The following is an 18,468-nucleotide window of genomic DNA, read 5'->3' as shown; positions in this document are numbered from 1 at the left end:
GACAGTTTGCGTCAGGCTCACTAACGAATGCCGTCATTGCTAGTTTACAGGGCGTTTATCTGCAAACTAAGTCTTTATTATCAGTAACAAATTGCTTCACTACAATGGAGTCAAAAAAGTTACTCACATAATAGTAGCGACAATAGTTTTCCACGCTTTCTGTGGATAACCTGTCTGAAAACCTTTGTGTAACCTTGGCTAAGCTAGCTAAGACGCCTAGCACAGGGTTTCGATCAATTAGGCACCAATGCGGTGAATCTATAACCCTAGTTTTGATCCCTTACACACAGCCTATAGCCATAACTTATATACAGCTTAGTGAATTCTGGGCATAAAAAAACCCAGCGAGGCTGGGTTTACAAGACAAAAACTTAATCTATCTCTTTAAGGTTACGCTTTTTTGAGTGACTCCATATCAATTACAAAACGGTACTTCACATCGCCTTTTTTCATGCGCTCATACGCTTCGTTAATATGTTGAATATCGAGCATTTCTACTTCACAGCTAATACCATGCTCAGCTGAGAAATCTAACATTTCCTGTGTTTCAGCAATACCGCCAATCATGGAACCCGCTAACACGCGACGCTTCGAGATCAAATTTACCCCCCATAACGGCGGCTCAATGCCCGTGATTAGCCCTACCACAATATGCACTCCATCTACCTTGAGGCAATTTAAGTATGGGTTAAAGTCGTGTGCAACCGGGATAGTGTCCAACAAAAAATCAAACTGTAAGCTTGCGGCTGCCATTTGATCGTCATCTGTTGAGATAATCACATGATCCGCACCTTGCTGTTTCGCTTCATTAACTTTATTGGCAGAGCGGGTAAATACGGTTACTTCGGCACCTAGCGCTTTAGCGTATTTTACGCCCATGTGACCTAACCCTCCCATCCCTAATACACCTACTTTGTCTCCCGCTTTGACACCATAGTGTTTTAAGGGTGAATAAGTAGTAATACCCGCACACAACAATGGAGCCGCTGATTTAATATCGAGCGCCTCCGGGATTGAAAGTACAAAGTCTTCACGGACAACTATTCGCTCAGAGTAACCGCCAAATGTGAGCGTCCCATCATGCAAATCCTTACCATTGTAGGTACCAACCATACCGTTATCACAGTATTGCTCTAGACCTGTTTTACATGAAGAGCAACTGCAGCACGAATCAACCATGCAGCCAACTCCTACGTAGTCGCCTTCTTTATACTTTGTCACTTGTGGACCAATGGCTGTAACGCGGCCAATAATTTCATGCCCCGGTACCACTGGGTACATAGAGTTGCCCCAATCATTTTCGGCTTGATGGATATCTGAGTGACAAACACCGCAATATAGTATTTCAATTGATACATCATCGGGGCGCAAATCACGACGTTGTATGTTCAGCGGGGCCATTTTAGATGTGGCGGTCTGTGCTGCATATGCTTTGGTATTTGACATGAATAATCTCCAGATAATTTCACTTTACCTGATCCATTATCCAGCGTTACCCGTAACAACGTGAGCCTCATTCCTGTTAGGTTTTTGCCTATTTCTCTTAAAGACAGCAGTTTACTTGGATTATTGAGCGGTCATTTAGGCATAATCCTACTATTATAAACGAAGTCATTGGCAGACCCACGGATGTTGAACAATAAGGTATTTATAAGAGGTAATTGCTATGTCACTGTCTGATCTTGTCAGCCTACTTGAGCCTTTACAGCGTGAAGAAGGCATGCACCCCTCCGATATTGAAGGCGTATCTGTTTTAACTTGCCACGAATCTCACGGCCGTAGTCCGCTCATCTATGAGCCCAGTTTGATTTTCATCGCGCAGGGTAAAAAAATTGGCTACCTTGGTGATCGTGTTATCGAGTACAACCCAGGTCATTATTTAGTACAAACACTACCGTTACCTTTTGAATGCGAAACCTATGCAGAAGAAGGTAAGCCACTACTTGGCATATCGGTGAGTATTGACCTTGTTATCCTAGCGGAACTTGTACACAGCTCGTTACCCGTTAACGGTTTACCCACAGACCATGATCTAAGCCCCAAGCCTATGGACTCTGTTGCAATGACACCCGGTATGCAAGAAGCCGTGAGCCGGTTAGTGCGAGCACTACACGATCCTATTGATGCACGAGTAATGGGAACGGCACGTGTTCGCGAGGTAATATATGAAGCACTCAAAGGCGAACAAGGCTCTGCTTTAAGTGCCTTGATTTTAAACCAAGGTAATTACTCACGCGTGATCCGTATACTAAGCCAATTGCACAAATCATTTGACCAAGGTGTGACGGTAGAATCGCTTGCAGATCAAGCAAATATGAGTGTTTCAAACTTCCATAAGCATTTTAAAGAAGTAACTAGATGCTCACCTTTGCAGTACCTGAAACGCCTACGCCTGATTAAAGCTCGCTTGTTGCTATCGCATGACGATCTTAATGTGGGACAAACCGCTCTGGCCGTAGGCTACAAAAGCATCAACCAATTTAGCCGTGATTATAAAAGCTACTTTGGCACCCCGCCAAAACAAGATGTACGACCATAACTGAATATACCCGAATGCTCCCCGCGCCACCCCATCATGGCTAGCGCTTTATACACATTATCTGTGGATAAGTACTTGTATAAGTTTGGGGTAAGCATCCCTAAGCACACTTACATGACGCTTTGAAGATATCGGTCAGAAAAGCATCAACCGATTCTCCATGATCGAACCTGACACCTGAAATTTTCAGACAGATACAAAAACGCCCCTAATAGGGGCGTTTAAAAAGCACAAATAGTTATAGCTACGCAGCACGACGTCGGTAAGTGCCCATTGCAAATAATCCTAGGCCCATCAACACTAATGTACCCGGAAGAGGAACGGCACTAGCATCGGTATTAAACACAACCGGCGTCTGCGACATATAAACCGTACCGCTTGAGTTGAACGTTAAGCCCGTTATAAAGGCTAATGGGTCAGCAGGATCGACATTTGCATCTGTCTCAATTCCCATCACTCGGAAATTATCAACCGCATCAGCAAAGAAGTACTCATCACCAGCCGTCAGCTCGCTTACGAAGACATACTCGGAACCATCCCACACATAAATTGCGTATTCATCATCACCAAAACCGGTAGGTAAGATAACAGAAGCCACAAGCGGACTGCTGCTGTCTGTAACAACATAATCGTAACCAATGGCTACTTCAGGATCGATGTAGACAACTTCTCCGTCGAGAACTTCGAAGAGAAAGTCAAATGTTACAACTTGGTTGTTGCCATCCACAACATCCCCGTCTTCATTGATAGTGACAGGCATAAAAGGGTTATCTGATGTACCTGAACCTTCCGAGCCAACATAAACTCCATCATTTAAGTCATTTAGGTTATCAAAATAATCTTGTGCTTCATCTGTGAAAGCTAAAACGTCATAGCCTTCTTGAGCCGCTGTGTACACAGGGACGCCGTTTCTAAATGGAAGAATATAAACGCCATCTTCAAGGGAATTATAAGAGTACTCCGTAATATCCAGTAAATATCCAGCATCAATGTCATCCAGATTTGGGAAATAAACAGGATCATCAACACTGGCAGGCGTCGGCGGAGTGTCTCCCAAAATCGACAGATCAGCAAAAGCTGAGTTCTTAGTAACGCCTGCTATTGCAATAAATTTTTGGATAAAATATGTGGATGGGGTAGAAACCCACTCAATGGTGTTATAACGAAACTCCGCATTGAAGTCTCCATTTGTTCCTGTAACGCCAGACATGTCAGTTAACGTTAACTGAAAGTTATTAACTAAATTATCCCCGCCATTTACATCCGGAAGCTGGCTGTTCCAAACTACTTTTATTTGATCATCAGTAGACGTTATATAGGTATCATACAGACCATCCGTATACATACCTGGAGCACAATCCGATGTCACAAAAGCACTGATACCATTGTTAGCAAGAGACGTTCCCTGCATATCGGCACATGAACCCATTTGCTGCTTTACAAAACGAACACCACCGTTATCTATAACATTAATCCAATCATAGCTTGTGCCGTAAAAATTGAGATCAAAATTCAAATCGACCGTCGTACCGTTATAGTTTATGGCGCCTGGTTCGACAGAGTTATCAAATATCGTATTTTCCCCATTAAGATCGCTACTCCAAACAGCAGCTTGTGCGGATAGAGAGGCGCCAGCTAACACAGCAACCGCTAGCACATTTTTTATACCAAGTTTCATCAAACCATCCTTGTTAAATTGATATGAAAACTCATAAAAGCAAATTTCAGACCAATGACAATAAATATTTGATAAAAAAGGATTAAATGCAATATAGACTCAAATAGGAAACACTTGTTTGTAAAATTTTCTGACACAAACAAGTGTTTGATTTAATTGAACTATTCAGCTTTAATTCATAAAACTATCGATAACTATCTAACAACTCGTAAATGTAACGTGCGATTTCAACTGAATGCGGGTTGTCGCCATGTATACATAATGTATCGGCACGTAAGGGTATTTTCTTGCCGCTCAACGTTGTTACTGCTTGATCATTTACAATCTCAGCCACCTGTAGCTCTATGCGCCCCAGATTGTCATGAACAGCACCTTCATGCCGGCGATTTACCAACAAGCCGTCATCATCGTAAGCCCTATCAACGAAAGCTTCGAATATTAGCGGGAGGTCATACTGATCAGCTAGCGCTTGCACTTCGTCATTTCGGTTAGTGGACATAACTACTAATGGCAAACCCACTTCATAGGAAGCCACTGCTGTCATCACTGCTCGCAAGCTGTCATCACTTACCATCATTTTGTTATACAGTGCGCCATGGGGTTTGACATACTGGATACGAGAACTTTTGCTTTTACAAATAGCGTCTAACGCACCTATTTGATATAGCAATGTTGCTATTAGCTCTTCACGTGAGCAATGATAATCACGGCGACCAAAACCCAGCAAATCCGGATATCCTGGATGCGCCCCAATCTCCACGCCTCCATTTACTGCCAAGTTAACCGTTGATAACATCGTTAATGGATCAGAGGCGTGGAAGCCACAGGCAATGTTTGCTTGATCAATATACGGCATGACCTCAACGTCATTGCCTTTTACCCAAGGGCCAAAACTTTCACCCATATCGCAATTAATTTTCATCAGATACCTTCTGCATTGAAAAACATAAAAACCTAACGCTCCGCTTCAGTTTTTTCTGGATAATAAATCAGGTTATGAACCACGGAATCAACTTGAGATTGATTCCGGTAACCATGAGGCTTATCAGCGTTAAAGCGCACTGCATCCCCTGCTTTAAAGGTATGCCAATGCTCGTCAATATATAGCTCAACGCTTCCGCTGATAACAACGACATGCTCAATTACGCCAGGAGAATGAGCCTCTGAGTACTGTTCATAGCCTGCCACAAACGTCAGTTCCATCCATTCGAAATTTAATTGGTCATCATAAGGAAATAACGGCGCAACAAACATGCTATTCTGGGCAGGCTGATTCCGAACATTATGAGCCGAGCGAAAGGGAACGCCCCGTGTAACGGAGGGGTCATCAGTTTTAGGGGGCTCTATAAGTGCTGTTAGCGATACCTCAAAACCAGTCGCTATCTTCCATAAAGTAGCAATCGTTGGGCTGGACTCCCCTCGCTCTATTTGTCCAAGCATGGCTTTGCTCACACCTGTTTTTTGAGATGTCTTATCTAGACTCCATCCTTTATTTGCCCTCATCTGCTTAAGCGACAAAGCAATAAATTGATTAACCGGCTGCATAAGTCCCCTACTGAGTAATCACACCGACAGTAACTTGCTTTGAACAAACGGTGTTTCTATTGTGCGTTATAACGCACCAATGCTAAGATTGCCACCACGTACGCTATAACGCACAAACACTCAGGAATTGACAGTGGCCTACCTCATATCAACTGTTTTAGGGTTGTTTAACTTTTCTCGTTTCACCGCAGGCTTTGTAGCAGTGCTCGTAGGCTACACAAGCTCCGCTGTTATCATTTTTCAGGCAGCAGAGACCTTAGGCGCCAGCGAAGCCCAAACAAGCTCATGGCTGTGGGCTCTCGGTATCGGCATGGGACTAACCAGTATCGGGTTATCGCTTGCCTTCAAATCTCCGGTGCTAACCGCATGGTCAACACCCGGTGCCGCTTTGCTGGTAACAAGTTTGTCAGGTGTATCCATGAGCGATGCGATTGGCGTCTTCATATTTAGCTCTGCACTGATAATGCTTTGCGGCCTCACAGGCTGGTTCGATATGCTCATGCGCTGGATACCCCAATCACTCGCCGGAGCTATGCTTGCGGGTGTGCTACTCCCCTTCGGTGTGAATGTATTTACATCGATCGAGACTCAATGGATGTTAGCGGTTGGCATGCTAGCCACGTACTTAGTCGTTAAACCTCTGCAACCACGCTATGTTATACCGATAACATTGATGGCTGGCGTACTCCTAGCCTATACCCAAGATCTACTTCACTTAGAAACCCTACATTTCACAATAACTTCTCCTGTGTGGGTCACCCCAACGTTTAACACGGCCAGTTTAATTGGCGTAGGCATCCCGTTTTTTATTGTAACGATGACTTCTCAAATGATGCCTGGCATTGCCGTGATGCGTGCAAACAACTACCACACCCCAGCCTCTCCTTTAATGACATGGACAGGGATCACTGGTGTGATATTTGCCCCGTTTGGTGGCTTCTCCTATAACCTTGCCGCAATTACGGCTGCCATTTGCATGGGTAAAGAGGCAGACTCAGACAGTAGTAAGCGATACATTGCTTCAATTTGGGCCGGCCTGTTCTATCTTTTCACAGGTATCTTTGGCGCTACCGTGGCAAGCCTGTTTACAGCCTTTCCCCAGGTGCTTGTCATGTCGATAGCAGGGCTCGCTCTACTCAGTACAATTGGGAACTCCCTAAGCGCTGCCTTGCATAATGAAATAGAAAGGGAAGCTGCACTCATTACTTTTTTAGTCACGCTTTCTGGCTTGAGCATCATGGGTATTGGTAGTGCTTTTTGGGGCATCGTACTTGGCTTAGCCGCTTTTTATCTAAAGAAGGCATTCACAAAATAACCAATTGATTTCTGCTCAATGCCCTCTTTTTTTCCATAAGTATCTGTTAGGAATTAGTCTATACTCAGTAGAACACATAATAATAGATGTGAGCTGTTCGCCTCCACATCTCCTAATTCGGAACACATGCATAGATTATTCGGCATTATATGCACATCACACCTACCTACAGCATTCACTGCTATCTCATTGGTAGTTCTTTACGGCTTAGTTTTATGGCTACCGCCTTTAGCGGCGCAAGCGTCAAAAACCCCTGAATTTGTCGAAACAAGCGAGACACTTAAACAAAGCGGAGATATCGACCTACACCGCACTCAAGATATTCAATCCATGAGTCCTGATAGCTTGGACGACACTGACACTTCGCCGGAAGCAGCAAATGCAATATTCAACAGTGGTTTTAGGTTATCTCTAGAGGAAGGCTTACAAACTGATACCGTCATTAAATATATGATGATTGCCTCATCGTTACTGTTATTAACCGGTTATTGGGTTTGGGTTTTACGACGAGAAATCCGTATTAGACAATTGGCAGAAATGCGGGAACAAGGGAGAAGCCAAGTACTTGAAAGCCTATCAAAAGCGACCCCTTTACCAGATATCTTAATGCAAATTGTCCGCAACGTAGAGCATGCAAACCCCGAGATGCTTTGCAGTATTCTGATACTCAATCCAGAGACAAAACAGCTCACCTACGGGGCAGCCCCCAGCCTGCCAGACTTTTATAACACGGCCGTTGAAGGGTTGTTAATTGGTGATGGTATTGGCTCTTGCGGCACCGCTGCTTTTCGCGGAGAGCGAGTCATCGCCGAAAATTTACAAACTCACCCTTATTGGCAAGAATTTAAAGCGCTGACTAAAAAAGCCAACTTAGCCTCATGCTGGTCTCAACCAATCATCGATAGCGACGGGATGGTATTAGGCACTTTTGCCATTTATCACCGAACGCCGATGCTGCCTTCAAAACAAGAAATACAATTAATAGAGAGCTATGCCAGCCTAGCTGATATCGTTATTACCACCCACCGTATTGAAAAAGAAATTCGCATAGCCGCAACCGCCTTCGAATCAAACGAAGGAATGCTAGTGACTAATGCCGACCACATCATTATCAAGGTCAACCAAGCATTCACGCGCATCACAGGCTATAGCGCAGAAGAAGCCATAGGCCAATCTCCGGATATACTCAATTCACAACTAAACGACACCGCCCAACGATCAACGTTGTGGCAGAACATTAACGAGACTGGCTTTTGGGAAGGTGAACTTTGGGGTCGCCATAAGCATGGCCACGAATATCCAGAACACTTATCTATCCGAGCCGTCAAAGATGCAAACGGGAAGATAACAAACTACGTTGCCACCATTACAGATATCACTTTGCGCAAAGAAGCCGCAGAAGAAATCGAAAGACTGGCTTTCTACGACCCCCTTACACAGCTGCCTAACCGGCGCCTGTTACTAGAACGTCTACGTCAGGCCGTGATTACTAACAAGAGAAATGGAACGACTGGCGCTTTACTCTTCCTAGATTTGGATCAATTTAAGACGCTAAACGATACATTAGGCCATAGTGTTGGCGACACTCTATTAAACGAAGTAGCCAAACGCCTTTCTGTTTGTGTGAGAAGTCACGATACCGTTGCCCGTTTAGGAGGAGATGAATTTGTTATTATTCTAGAAAATCTAAATAGCAATGAATTACACGCGGGTACACAAACTGAGATTATCACCCACAAGATACTCGACAAACTAAGCACCCCCTACAAACTCGAGCAAGAAGATTACACGCTCTCGACAAGCGCAGGTGCTGCATTATTTCATGGCGACGTTAGCGAGGTTGAAGAGCTATTAAAACAAGCCGATATAGCCATGTATCAAGCGAAAAAATCAGGCCGTAACCAGCTTCGATTTTTTGATAACGACATGCAAGATGCTATTAACATTCGCGTCGAGCGTGAGCGCGAGTTAGAAGTTGCTATCGCACAAAAAGAGTTCCAACTGTATTACCAAGTGCAAGTGAATGATGCTTTAAAGCCAATCGGCGCGGAGGCTCTCATTCGTTGGATTCACCCTCAACGCGGCTTAATTCCCCCGGTAGAGTTTATTCCTTTAGCCGAAGAAACCGGACTTATCTTACCTATAGGGCAGTGGGTTCTGGAGTCTGCTTGCGAGCAACTCGATCAATGGCAAGACAACCCCGCAACCCAGCATTTATCGATTTCGATTAACGTAAGCGCTAAGCAATTCCACCTTGATGATTTCATTGAGCAAGTAAAATCAACGATTGGCCGTTATCGCTTTCCAATAGAACGACTTAAATTTGAACTAACAGAAGGGCTACTTTTAGATGATATTGAAAAGGCGGCCACGAGGATTAGTCAATTAGGTAGCTTAGGCATACAAGTATCACTCGATGATTTTGGGACCGGTTATTCATCATTGCAATACCTCAAAAAGTTACCGCTCTATCAACTTAAAATAGATCAGTCCTTTGTGCGTGATATCCCAGGTGGAGATCGAGACATAGCCATCGTCCGCACGATTATTGCTATGACAGAAAGCTTAGGCCTGAATGTTATTGCCGAAGGCGTCGAAAACCAGCAGCAGTTAGATTGCTTAATCCACGAGAAATGTAGCCATTTTCAAGGCTACTTCTTTCAGAAACCCATTCCTGTTGACGAATTCACAGCCTTTATTCAATCAACCATGAAATAAATCCATACAAGTTCACCACTATCGAGCCCCAAGTAAAGCAGGCTCGATAGTCTTTAGCTCTTGTACGATTAAGGTGACAATCCCGCCGCTTGCATAAAAAATTTAAGCAACCAAGCAATTACACCTAAGCCCGCTACGCTAGCGGACCAAATGACGACTAGCCAACCAACTCGTTTTAACCACACAGGGCGCTCAGCTTGATCTGGGTTATTTTCTTTGGCCCGCTCAGACATTAGTGATACCCATCCCCCACTCTTACCTTGCCGCGAAACACGTAGTAAGACCAAAAAGTATAAGCCAAAATACATGGAATGATGATGAGTGCTCCAACCAAGGTGAAGCGCTGACTTTCTGCCGGTGCAGCAGCTTGTTGTAGGGTAATATCCGGAGGGATAATGTTTGGCCACAAACTAATGATCAAGCCGCTGTACCCTAAAAATAATAAGCCAAGCGTCATGATAAAAGGCATCGCTTCTGCTCGGCGATTCAATGCTTGTAAAATCCCAAAAGCAACCAGCACAACTAAAATAGGCACAGGTGAGAAATAAAGTAAGTAGGGCATCGTAAACCACCGGCTAGCTATCTCGGGATGAGCGATAGGTGACCAAATACTAATACCCGCTATTACAGCCAACAGCAAAAAAGTAATTGGGCGCGACAACGCTCGCATACGCTTTTGCAGCCCCCCTTCTGTCTTCATCACCAACCAGGTACTGCCCAACAAAGCATAAGCAACCAGCAGGCTAATCCCAGTAAACACACTAAATGGAGTTAACCAGTCGAGTGCTCCGCCAACAAAGCGCTCATTCTCGATAGCAAAACCATCAATAAACGCCCCCATCGCAGCGCCTTGGCAGAAGGTCGCTAAGTAAGAACCGACAATAAACGCCTTATCCCAGAATGGGCGGTGATGTTCATCTGCCTTAAAGCGAAACTCAAACGCGACTCCCCTCAATATCAAGCCAATCAACATAAACACTAAAGGGATGTACAAGGCGCTTAGCACTAGACTGTATGCCAGTGGAAAGGCCGCCATCAGCGCCGCGCCGCCCATCACCAACCAGGTTTCGTTACCATCCCATACCGGCGCGACGGTATTAACCATGACATCCCGCTCATCAGGGTGATCAATAAAAGGAAATAAGATCCCTAACCCCAAATCAAAGCCATCGAGCAGCACGTACATCATTAAGCCAAAACCAATAATGAGTGCCCAAGCCATCGAAAGATCCATATTCATCATAACTTCACCTCATCAGAAACCGCAGATAAAGGACGAGCAGGACGGTGCGTACTGTCTTCTCCATCGGCCGGGTCATGATGTTCCTCCGGGCCCTCCTTAATGAGAGAAAGCATGTATTTAACACCTATCCCAAACACCGCAAAGTAAACAACCACAAAGGCAACCAGTGTAGTGGTTAGCGCAGCAACCGAGTGATCTGATGCCGCATCAACCGTGCGCATTACGCCATAGACAACCCAAGGCTGACGACCAACCTCGGTGGTAAACCAACCGGCTAATATAGCAATCAGCCCAGCAGGCCCCATTGCCAAAGCAAACTTAAGGAATAATGGTGACTCATAGAGGCGTTTTTTCCAGCGAAGCCAGAGTCCGCATACTCCAAGCAATAGCATCAACATTCCTAGAGCAACCATGATTCTAAAGCTCCAAAACACCACAGGAGCATAAGGACGATCTTCTGGCGCAAAGGATTTGAGACCTTCAAATTGCCCATCCCACGTATGCGTCAAAATTAAACTACCTAAGTGCGGAATTTTAAGGGCGTACTTGGTTTCCTCCGCTTCCATGTCAGGCCATCCAAAGAGAATAAGTGGGACACCCTCTTCTCCTGGCTCATTCTCCCAATGTCCTTCCATCGCCGCTATTTTAGCCGGTTGATGCTCAAGCGTATTTAAACCATGAAAGTCGCCCGCAATAATCTGCAAAGGAGCGGTTATGAGTAGCATCCACATGGCCATCGAAAACATTTTTTGGGCATGAGGTTTAGCTGACCCTTTGAGCATATGCCAAGCCCCGGAGGCCGCCACAAACAGAGCCGTTGCTAAAAAAGCCGCTAACGCCATGTGAACTAACCGATAAGGGAACGATGGATTAAAAATAATTTCGATCCAATCCACTGGAACAACCCGACCATCCACAATCTCATAGCCTTGTGGCGTCTGCATCCAGCTATTTGACGCTAAGATCCAGGTCATGGATATAAGCGTGCCCACAGCGACCATAATGGTAGAAAAGAAGTGCAAACCAGGACCAACGCGGTTCCAGCCAAATAGCATCACCCCTAAGAAACCAGCCTCCAAAAAGAAGGCTGTGAGCACTTCATAAGCCAATAATGGCCCCGTCACGCCACCAGCAAACGTTGAAAAAGCACTCCAATTTGTACCAAACTCATAAGACATCACCAATCCAGAGACGACGCCCATAGCAAAGTTCACAGCAAATATTTTTGACCAAAAGTGATAAAGATCACGATAGATAGGGTTCTTCTTGGTTAACCAGAGGCCTTCCAGCACCGCTAAATAGCTGGCCAGACCAATCGTTATGGCAGGAAAAATAATATGAAACGAAACTGTAAAAGCAAATTGCACGCGAGCTAGGTCGACTGCACTCAAATCAAACATCGTCTTGTCCTTTGTTACCAAATCCTAAACCCACTGTGACGTGAGCTTACTGGTGTACAGATTACCGGTGGTAATGATGTACCCGAATTCGTCTTACAGCGACCAAAGTACAAATAGATCGCAATGGAAAGAAAGAAGTTTTCTTATTGTGAAACGTGGATATCCACGATAGGGCAAGCTTAACTATACCCAATGAAGGCTGGATTTTAACGCTTTCATTAAAATTAGTTAATTCTAATATAAAACTTTAAAAAAGAGCCGCCTACAGCAGCTCAACATTGCGGGGATCAACCAATCTATAAGTGGTTTATGTGCAATAGTTCAGCCCCGCGCAGTGTGCAACATAAGAAAAGTATCAACAATGCGACAATTTGCCGCGCGTGCTACACACAGGTATAGCTCATTCTTATTACACTGCACGAGGCCATTTTGAAGTGTATTTATAAAGCAGCTTCTAACTCAGGAATTACATCAAATAGATCAGCGACCAATCCATAATCCGCTACTTGGAAAATAGGAGCGTCTTCATCTTTGTTGATAGCGACAATGACTTTTGAGTCTTTCATACCCGCTAAGTGCTGGATAGCACCAGAAATACCCACAGCGATGTATAAGTCGGGAGCCACCATTTTACCCGTTTGGCCAACTTGCATATCATTCGGTACAAAGCCAGCATCAACGGCGGCGCGCGAAGCCCCCACTGCGGCACCTAACTTATCTGCAAGCGCATAAAGAATATTGAAGTTATCGCCATTCCCCATGCCACGACCACCGGATACTACAATTGAAGCGGCCGTAAGTTCAGGACGATCAGAAACGGCCAACTCTTCACCCACAAACCGAGAGTGCTGTGAAGCAATGGCTTCACCAACGGCCTCAATGGTTGCGCTCCCACCTTCGGCGGCAACTGCATCAAACGCCGTTCCGCGCACCGTCGCCACTTTAACTGCATCACAAGACTGCACAGTCGCAACGGCATTACCCGCATAAATAGAGCGTTTAAAAGTATCCGCACTGACAACAGCGCTAATATCAGATAGTTGATTAACATCTAACAGCGCGGCTACTCGGGGTAGCATGTTCTTTCCTGTGGTTGTCGCTGGGGCAAAAATATGGGTATAGCCTTGAGCAACCGAGACAACCAATTTACTGGTGTTCTCAGCTAGTTGATGCGTGTAATCAGCATGATCAGCGACACGTACCCGTGAGACTCCTGCTATATTAGCGGCCTGCTCAGCAACCCCTTGGCAACCACTACCGATCACTAAGACATCAACATCACCGCCTACTTGGGTTGCCGCAGCAACTGTTGTTAAGGTAACGGGTTTGAGCACCTGATTGTCGTGCTCTGCAATCACTAGAATACTCATGACACCACCTTCGCTTCATTTTTCAATTTATCGACTAGCTCAGCAACAGAAGACACTTTTATCCCTGCTTGACGCTCAGCTGGCGGCTCTACGCCTAACAAAGTGATGCCACTTTTTACCACCACACCTAGCTCTTCAGCCGTTTTAACATCCAACGGCTTCTTCTTGGCTTTCATAATATTGGGTAATGAAGCATAACGAGGTTCGTTTAAACGAAGATCGGTTGTAATGACAGCCGGAAGATCTAGCTCAATCGTCTGTAAGCCGCCATCTATTTCGCGTGTTACTTTGACTTTATCGCCATCGACAACAACTTCTGACGCAAACGTGGCTTGTGGACGATCCAGTAAGGCGGCCAACATCTGGCCGGTTTGGTTGTTATCAGAATCAATCGCTTGCTTACCTAAAATCACTAACCCAGGCTGCTCTTCTTCCACAACCTTAGCTAACAACTTAGCAACACTCAGTGAATCAGGGCTCTCTTGTGTTTCAATCTGAATGCCGCGATCAGCTCCTAGCGCTAATGCCGTACGAATCTGTTCTTGGCATGCTTTACTACCAATAGAAACAACCACGATTTCATCCGCTATGCCCTTCTCTTTTAAACGAACGGCTTCTTCTACCGCTATTTCACAGAACGGATTCATGGCCATTTTGACATTGCTGAGATCAACATCCGTTTTATCAGCTTTAACACGCACTTTAACGTTGTAATCAATCACGCGCTTAACGGCGACAAGGATCTTCATACCAGTTGCCTCTTCCTTTTCTTATAGTGTAGTTACTCAAGCCATCACAACGGCTAAAGCGTTAGATACTCTCTATAATAGGCGGGAATAAAGATCTCACAATGACAAAAATTGTCTTAGTTAATAACAAAAACTTTCATATAAAAACAAGCCACTGAATATAAAGGGATTTATTAAATACTAATTAGTAGCAAAAAAGATCAAGCCGCCTATCAAAGCACCAATAAATTGCACTACTTACCAAATATAGACCAGCCCGTTTTATGAACAAGCATTTCTAACGCTTGCGTCCCGAGTTGACTATTGCCAATGGTATCCAAGCCTGGCGACCAAACGGCTATCGAAGCTTTGCCCGGCGCAATCACCAAAATACCGCCGCCCACGCCACTCTTACCGGGCAAACCCACCCTAAAAGCAAACTCCCCCGAACCATCATAATGACCGCACATCATCATCAGCGAGTTAATACGCCTCGCTCGTTGCGGGGACACAACACGCGTATTAGTGCTCGCATTAACGCCATCGGATACTAAAAACTGCCCCGCTCGCGCCAACTGCTCACAATTCATAGCAATTGAGCACTGATGAAAATAGGTACCCAGCACGTTATCAACAGGGTGTTTAATACGACCAAACGATTTCATAAAGTGCGCTAACGACGCATTACGGTCCTTATGTTCCATTTCAGACTCAGCCACTTTATGATCAAAAATAATACTGTTGTCATCCGCGATAAAACGCACAAACTGTAAAATTTCAGCCAATGTTTCTTTAGGCTGATGACCCATCATAATGGCATCTACTATGGCTATCGCTCCCGCATTGATAAACGGATTACGAGGTTTTCCCATTTCATGTTCTAGCTGAACAATAGAGTTAAACGGATCACCGGAAGGCTCGCGCCCCACCTTATTCCATACCGCATCGCCCAATTTGCCCAAAGCCATCGTCAGCGTAAACACCTTAGAAATACTTTGGATGGAAAAAGCCGTTTTAGCGTCCCCTGCACTAAATACCTGTCCGTCTGGCAAAACCACAGAAATTCCAAACTGATTAGGATCTACATGCGCCAACTGAGGAATATAATCAGCAACCTTACCGCGCTCGGTTTCTTGCGCCATAGCAGCCGCGATATCGTTTAGGATTTTTTGCATTCGTTCTGTAACCTTAAAAACACAATTGAGATCACTGCACTACCCATAAAAAGTAAATTAAATACCCAAGTATAGCCAGAGCTGGAAGAGGCCACGTAATTATGTCATCTTAAATAGTGCAAGTACTCCAAATCTTCACTTACCCATATCAGCATCACAATGCAGCGTTTGCCATCATACAAGCCGATGTATAGAGAGGGACACATGACTGAAAAAGCTATGCTTAGGACCTTATTTGATAAAGCCGTCGAAGTAGCAGACCCCATGCAATCACTCCATGAGTATTTACCCAGCAAACCAGCGGGCCGAGTATTTGTTGTTGGTGCAGGTAAAGCCAGTGCTCGCATGGCGGAAGCGGTAGAAAAAGCCTGGGGGCCATGTGAAGGACTCGTGATTACACGCTATGGATATGCACGCCCTTGCCAAGGCATTGAAGTGATCGAAGCGGCACACCCCGTTCCTGACCAAGCGGGCCTTCAAGCAACGCAATCGTTACTTGAACATGTTAAAGAGCTAACAGAGAACGATTACGTATTAGCTTTGATATCTGGCGGAGCATCCGCATTAATGATCGCACCAGCCGATGGGATTTCGCTAGAAGAAAAACAAGCGATTAATACGGCACTGCTCGCCAGTGGAGCACCTATTGATCAAATGAACATTGTTCGTAAACACCTAAGCCAGATCAAAGGCGGGCAACTCGCCACAGCGGTGTACCCTGCCACTTTACGTGCACTGCTCATATCAGATGTTTCGGGCGATAAAATCGAATATATAGGCTCAGGTCCAACCTCTGGCGATGACTCTTCCCCAGTGGATGCGTTAAACATTTTACAGCGCTATAAAATAGACATTCCCGCATCGGTAAAAACACATTTACTCAAAGGCTCAGGCGTTGTCCCTAAAGATGACAAACGGCTAGAACGTGTAGAAAACATTATTTATGCAGCCCCTTCACACTCTATTAAAGCGGCCGCCGATTTGGCTAAATCTCAAGGCTATACCGTGAAAGTGTTAGGTGATGAGATTGACGGGGAAGCACGTGAAGTCGCCAAAGAACAAGCCGCTTTAGCGCAATCAATACAAGCTGGGCTAGCACCCGAAGACAACCCAGTCCTACTACTTTCAGGTGGCGAACTCACCGTAACCCGACAAGGCCAAGGCATTGGCGGACCTAACGCGGAGTTTTGTTTAAGTTTAGCTATCGCGCTAGATGCCGCCCCCGGAATCTTTGCCATAGCGTGCGATACTGACGGTGTTGATGGCGCAGCAGAAGTCGCTGGCGCCTTAGTAGGTCCTGACACCTTGCACAAAGCCGAAGTAGCAGGCAATGATCCATTAACCGCGTTAGCTAACAACGATGCCCATACCTTTTTTGAACAGATTGGCGAGCAGGTAATCACTGGACCAACACTCACAAACGTCAATGATTTTAGGGCAATTCTGATTCAGCCACTTTAGGCTGTTCCATAGAACTGGAAGCTCTAGCGGAAAGCCAGTTCTTAATGAGTGGAACAATAAGAAAGAAGGCGCTCATTTTTTGATAGATGAGAAAGGTGAAATTTACAGAGGATAAAAATGAGATTATTAGGCCCTCTGCTCTGCTGTATTTGGCTAACGGCTTGCACAACACACGGTGTGCAAAACCCAAAATACACTCAAGTTCGCAGCTCTCTTGTAGTAAACGATATAAACAACTATGGATGCGCTCAGCCACTCATTTCAGATATTGAATATATCATCGACACAGGTGTAAGAGTCACTGAAACAGAACTGCACGATCATTATTCAACCACCGGCTGCTCCGTTTCAGGAACTTTACTCGATAACGGATTAGTAAAAGACTTCACCTTCGATTTCGGGGGATTAATCTATATCAACGATGGGACAACAATAGCTTGTGGGCCTAGTTGCTGTGCAGACCCTTCTTTCGAATATTGCACATACGAGGAATAAACTGCCTACATTAGTGATCCTTGGGTAAACCTAGGCTCACTAATGTAGTTGTTACGCGACCCTACCCTTTGCTCATAAACGCCATGAACGCAGCCTGAGCTTCCTGGCTGGTTAGACGCTTTTTAAACTGCTCGACCTCATCCACTAAGGTTTTATTTAACGACTCTTGGATAGGCGCTTTAATCATCTGCTTGCTGATCTTGAGTGACTCTGCAGGCATTTTCGCTAGCTTATCGGCTTGTTGCTGAGCGAATGATAAAGGATTTTCAACAGTGCCATTGATCAAGCCTAGCTGTGCGGCTCGTTCGCCACTGAAAGGCTCACCTAAAATGAGCAGCTCGTAGGTTAAATGATGACCTAACTGACGTGGCATTAACAAACTAGTGCCGCCCTCAGGTACTAGCGCTAGCTTAGTAAAGGGGAGCTGAAAGCGCGCGTCAGATTTAGCGTATACCAAATCGCAATGCAACAGCATTGAGGTGCCGATCCCTACTGCATCACCCGCTACAGCAGCAACCAACGGCTTGGTAAAGTTGGCGATCGTTTGCAAAAATTCCAGCGGACGAGCAGCTCGCTCTGGGTTCGAAGCGGCAGCTATGAAATCCGGAATATCATTGCCGGCGCTAAAACAATCTACTTGGCCGGTAATAATGACCGCCCTGATACCATCGTCTTGCTCTGCATACTCAAGGCCATTAATGAGAGCTTGATACATGTCGATCGTTAAAGCATTGCGCTTGGCAGGCCTGTCGATCATTAACGTGAGTATGTGATTGTCTAATGCTTGATGAACCGCCATAA

General features: G+C 45.2%; 16 protein-coding genes. 5 read left to right on the top strand and 11 right to left on the bottom strand.

The features are described from left to right. Positions 1-390: 390 nt before the first annotated feature. The gene (locus tag OW491_RS00900) at positions 391-1,446 is read right to left on the bottom strand and encodes an NAD(P)-dependent alcohol dehydrogenase (protein WP_075173745.1); all 1,056 of its coding nucleotides are present in this window, start codon (positions 1,444-1,446) and stop codon (positions 391-393) included. Positions 1,447-1,666: 220 nt separating this feature from the next. Here OW491_RS00900 and OW491_RS00895 point away from each other — a divergent pair, with 220 nt between their 5' ends. After that, the gene (locus OW491_RS00895; protein ID WP_075173744.1) at positions 1,667-2,539 is read left to right on the top strand and encodes an AraC family transcriptional regulator N-terminal domain-containing protein; all 873 of its coding nucleotides are present in this window, start codon (positions 1,667-1,669) and stop codon (positions 2,537-2,539) included. A gap of 244 nt (positions 2,540-2,783) precedes the next feature. Here OW491_RS00895 and OW491_RS00890 read toward each other — a convergent pair whose 3' ends face one another. The 3 genes from OW491_RS00890 to OW491_RS00880 all read right to left on the bottom strand — a co-directional run bounded on the left by OW491_RS00890 (position 2,784) and on the right by OW491_RS00880 (position 5,762). Continuing rightward, positions 2,784-4,217: a PEP-CTERM sorting domain-containing protein gene (locus OW491_RS00890; protein WP_290034382.1), complete on the bottom strand. Its 1,434-nt coding sequence runs from the start codon at positions 4,215-4,217 to the stop codon at positions 2,784-2,786. Positions 4,218-4,401: 184 nt separating this feature from the next. Next, a complete protein-coding gene (locus OW491_RS00885) occupies positions 4,402-5,139 on the bottom strand; it encodes a 5-oxoprolinase subunit PxpA (protein ID WP_075173742.1) in 738 nt (245 codons plus the stop codon). A gap of 32 nt (positions 5,140-5,171) precedes the next feature. Continuing rightward, positions 5,172-5,762, bottom strand: coding sequence for an XRE family transcriptional regulator (locus OW491_RS00880; protein ID WP_290034381.1), 591 nt, complete (start codon positions 5,760-5,762; stop codon positions 5,172-5,174). 133 nt (positions 5,763-5,895) lie between these two features. On the opposite strand from OW491_RS00880, the gene OW491_RS00875 reads away from it, so the two are divergent. Then, on the top strand, positions 5,896-7,077 hold the full coding sequence (locus OW491_RS00875) for a benzoate/H(+) symporter BenE family transporter (RefSeq protein WP_290034380.1): 1,182 nt from the start codon (positions 5,896-5,898) through the stop codon (positions 7,075-7,077). A 126-nt stretch (positions 7,078-7,203) separates the two neighbouring features. Then, a complete protein-coding gene (locus tag OW491_RS00870; protein WP_290034379.1) occupies positions 7,204-9,795 on the top strand; it encodes an EAL domain-containing protein in 2,592 nt (863 codons plus the stop codon). Positions 9,796-9,863: 68 nt separating this feature from the next. Here the strand turns inward: OW491_RS00870 and OW491_RS00865 are convergent, their stop codons facing one another. From OW491_RS00865 to OW491_RS00840, 6 genes are all read right to left on the bottom strand, one after another. Then, a complete protein-coding gene (locus OW491_RS00865) occupies positions 9,864-10,028 on the bottom strand; it encodes a DUF2474 domain-containing protein (RefSeq protein ID WP_215150943.1) in 165 nt (54 codons plus the stop codon). Beyond that, positions 10,028-11,035, bottom strand: a complete 1,008-nt coding sequence (gene cydB / locus OW491_RS00860; RefSeq protein ID WP_075173890.1) for a cytochrome d ubiquinol oxidase subunit II — start codon at positions 11,033-11,035, stop codon at positions 10,028-10,030. Before cydB ends, OW491_RS00865 begins: the two co-directional genes overlap by 1 nt. Continuing rightward, positions 11,035-12,438 carry a cytochrome ubiquinol oxidase subunit I gene (locus OW491_RS00855; RefSeq protein ID WP_075179803.1) on the bottom strand — a complete coding sequence of 468 codons (1,404 nt, stop codon included), beginning with the start codon at positions 12,436-12,438 and terminating at the stop codon, positions 11,035-11,037. Before OW491_RS00855 ends, cydB begins: the two co-directional genes overlap by 1 nt. A 440-nt stretch (positions 12,439-12,878) precedes the next feature. Then, positions 12,879-13,808, bottom strand: coding sequence for an FAD-binding protein (locus OW491_RS00850; protein ID WP_075173736.1), 930 nt, complete (start codon positions 13,806-13,808; stop codon positions 12,879-12,881). Then, complete coding sequence (locus OW491_RS00845; protein WP_075173735.1) at positions 13,805-14,557, bottom strand: electron transfer flavoprotein subunit beta/FixA family protein; 753 nt, start codon at positions 14,555-14,557, stop codon at positions 13,805-13,807. The genes OW491_RS00850 and OW491_RS00845 overlap by 4 nt, the downstream gene beginning before the upstream one ends. Before the next feature lie 233 nt (positions 14,558-14,790). Then, positions 14,791-15,711 carry a glutaminase gene (locus OW491_RS00840; protein WP_075179801.1) on the bottom strand — a complete coding sequence of 307 codons (921 nt, stop codon included), beginning with the start codon at positions 15,709-15,711 and terminating at the stop codon, positions 14,791-14,793. Positions 15,712-15,915: 204 nt separating this feature from the next. On the opposite strand from OW491_RS00840, the gene OW491_RS00835 reads away from it, so the two are divergent. Together OW491_RS00835 and OW491_RS00830 are read left to right on the top strand one after the other, a co-directional pair. Further along, complete coding sequence (locus tag OW491_RS00835; RefSeq protein ID WP_290034378.1) at positions 15,916-17,172, top strand: glycerate kinase; 1,257 nt, start codon at positions 15,916-15,918, stop codon at positions 17,170-17,172. Between the two features lie 117 nt (positions 17,173-17,289). Beyond that, on the top strand, positions 17,290-17,667 hold the full coding sequence (locus OW491_RS00830) for a hypothetical protein (RefSeq protein ID WP_178969308.1): 378 nt from the start codon (positions 17,290-17,292) through the stop codon (positions 17,665-17,667). A 61-nt stretch (positions 17,668-17,728) separates the two neighbouring features. Here the strand turns inward: OW491_RS00830 and OW491_RS00825 are convergent, their stop codons facing one another. Next, on the bottom strand, positions 17,729-18,466 hold the full coding sequence (locus OW491_RS00825; protein ID WP_290034377.1) for an enoyl-CoA hydratase-related protein: 738 nt from the start codon (positions 18,464-18,466) through the stop codon (positions 17,729-17,731). Between the last annotated feature and the right edge of the window lie 2 nt (positions 18,467-18,468).

It is taken from the genome of Neptunomonas sp. CHC150, assembly GCF_030397555.1.
GTDB classification, from domain to species: Bacteria; Pseudomonadota; Gammaproteobacteria; order Pseudomonadales; family Balneatricaceae; genus Neptunomonas; species Neptunomonas phycophila.
This window is presented reverse-complemented; position numbering and strand designations above follow the sequence as displayed.

Excerpts from the sequence above, each read along its gene's own strand:
- OW491_RS00825 (WP_290034377.1), bottom strand. The coding sequence starts at position 18,466 with ATGGCGGTTCATCAAGCATTAGACAATCACATACTCACGTTAATGATC.
- OW491_RS00885 (WP_075173742.1), bottom strand. The coding sequence starts at position 5,139 with ATGAAAATTAATTGCGATATGGGTGAAAGTTTTGGCCCTTGGGTAAAA.
- OW491_RS00870 (WP_290034379.1), top strand. The coding sequence starts at position 7,204 with ATGCATAGATTATTCGGCATTATATGCACATCACACCTACCTACAGCA.
- OW491_RS00845 (WP_075173735.1), bottom strand. The coding sequence starts at position 14,557 with ATGAAGATCCTTGTCGCCGTTAAGCGCGTGATTGATTACAACGTTAAA.
- OW491_RS00850 (WP_075173736.1), bottom strand. The coding sequence starts at position 13,808 with ATGAGTATTCTAGTGATTGCAGAGCACGACAATCAGGTGCTCAAACCC.
- OW491_RS00895 (WP_075173744.1), top strand. The coding sequence starts at position 1,667 with ATGTCACTGTCTGATCTTGTCAGCCTACTTGAGCCTTTACAGCGTGAA.
- OW491_RS00880 (WP_290034381.1), bottom strand. The coding sequence starts at position 5,762 with ATGCAGCCGGTTAATCAATTTATTGCTTTGTCGCTTAAGCAGATGAGG.
- OW491_RS00890 (WP_290034382.1), bottom strand. The coding sequence starts at position 4,217 with ATGAAACTTGGTATAAAAAATGTGCTAGCGGTTGCTGTGTTAGCTGGC.
- OW491_RS00840 (WP_075179801.1), bottom strand. The coding sequence starts at position 15,711 with ATGCAAAAAATCCTAAACGATATCGCGGCTGCTATGGCGCAAGAAACC.
- OW491_RS00900 (WP_075173745.1), bottom strand. The coding sequence starts at position 1,446 with ATGTCAAATACCAAAGCATATGCAGCACAGACCGCCACATCTAAAATG.
- OW491_RS00865 (WP_215150943.1), bottom strand. The coding sequence starts at position 10,028 with ATGTCTGAGCGGGCCAAAGAAAATAACCCAGATCAAGCTGAGCGCCCT.
- OW491_RS00830 (WP_178969308.1), top strand. The coding sequence starts at position 17,290 with ATGAGATTATTAGGCCCTCTGCTCTGCTGTATTTGGCTAACGGCTTGC.
- OW491_RS00835 (WP_290034378.1), top strand. The coding sequence starts at position 15,916 with ATGACTGAAAAAGCTATGCTTAGGACCTTATTTGATAAAGCCGTCGAA.
- OW491_RS00855 (WP_075179803.1), bottom strand. The coding sequence starts at position 12,438 with ATGTTTGATTTGAGTGCAGTCGACCTAGCTCGCGTGCAATTTGCTTTT.
- cydB (WP_075173890.1), bottom strand. The coding sequence starts at position 11,035 with ATGAATATGGATCTTTCGATGGCTTGGGCACTCATTATTGGTTTTGGC.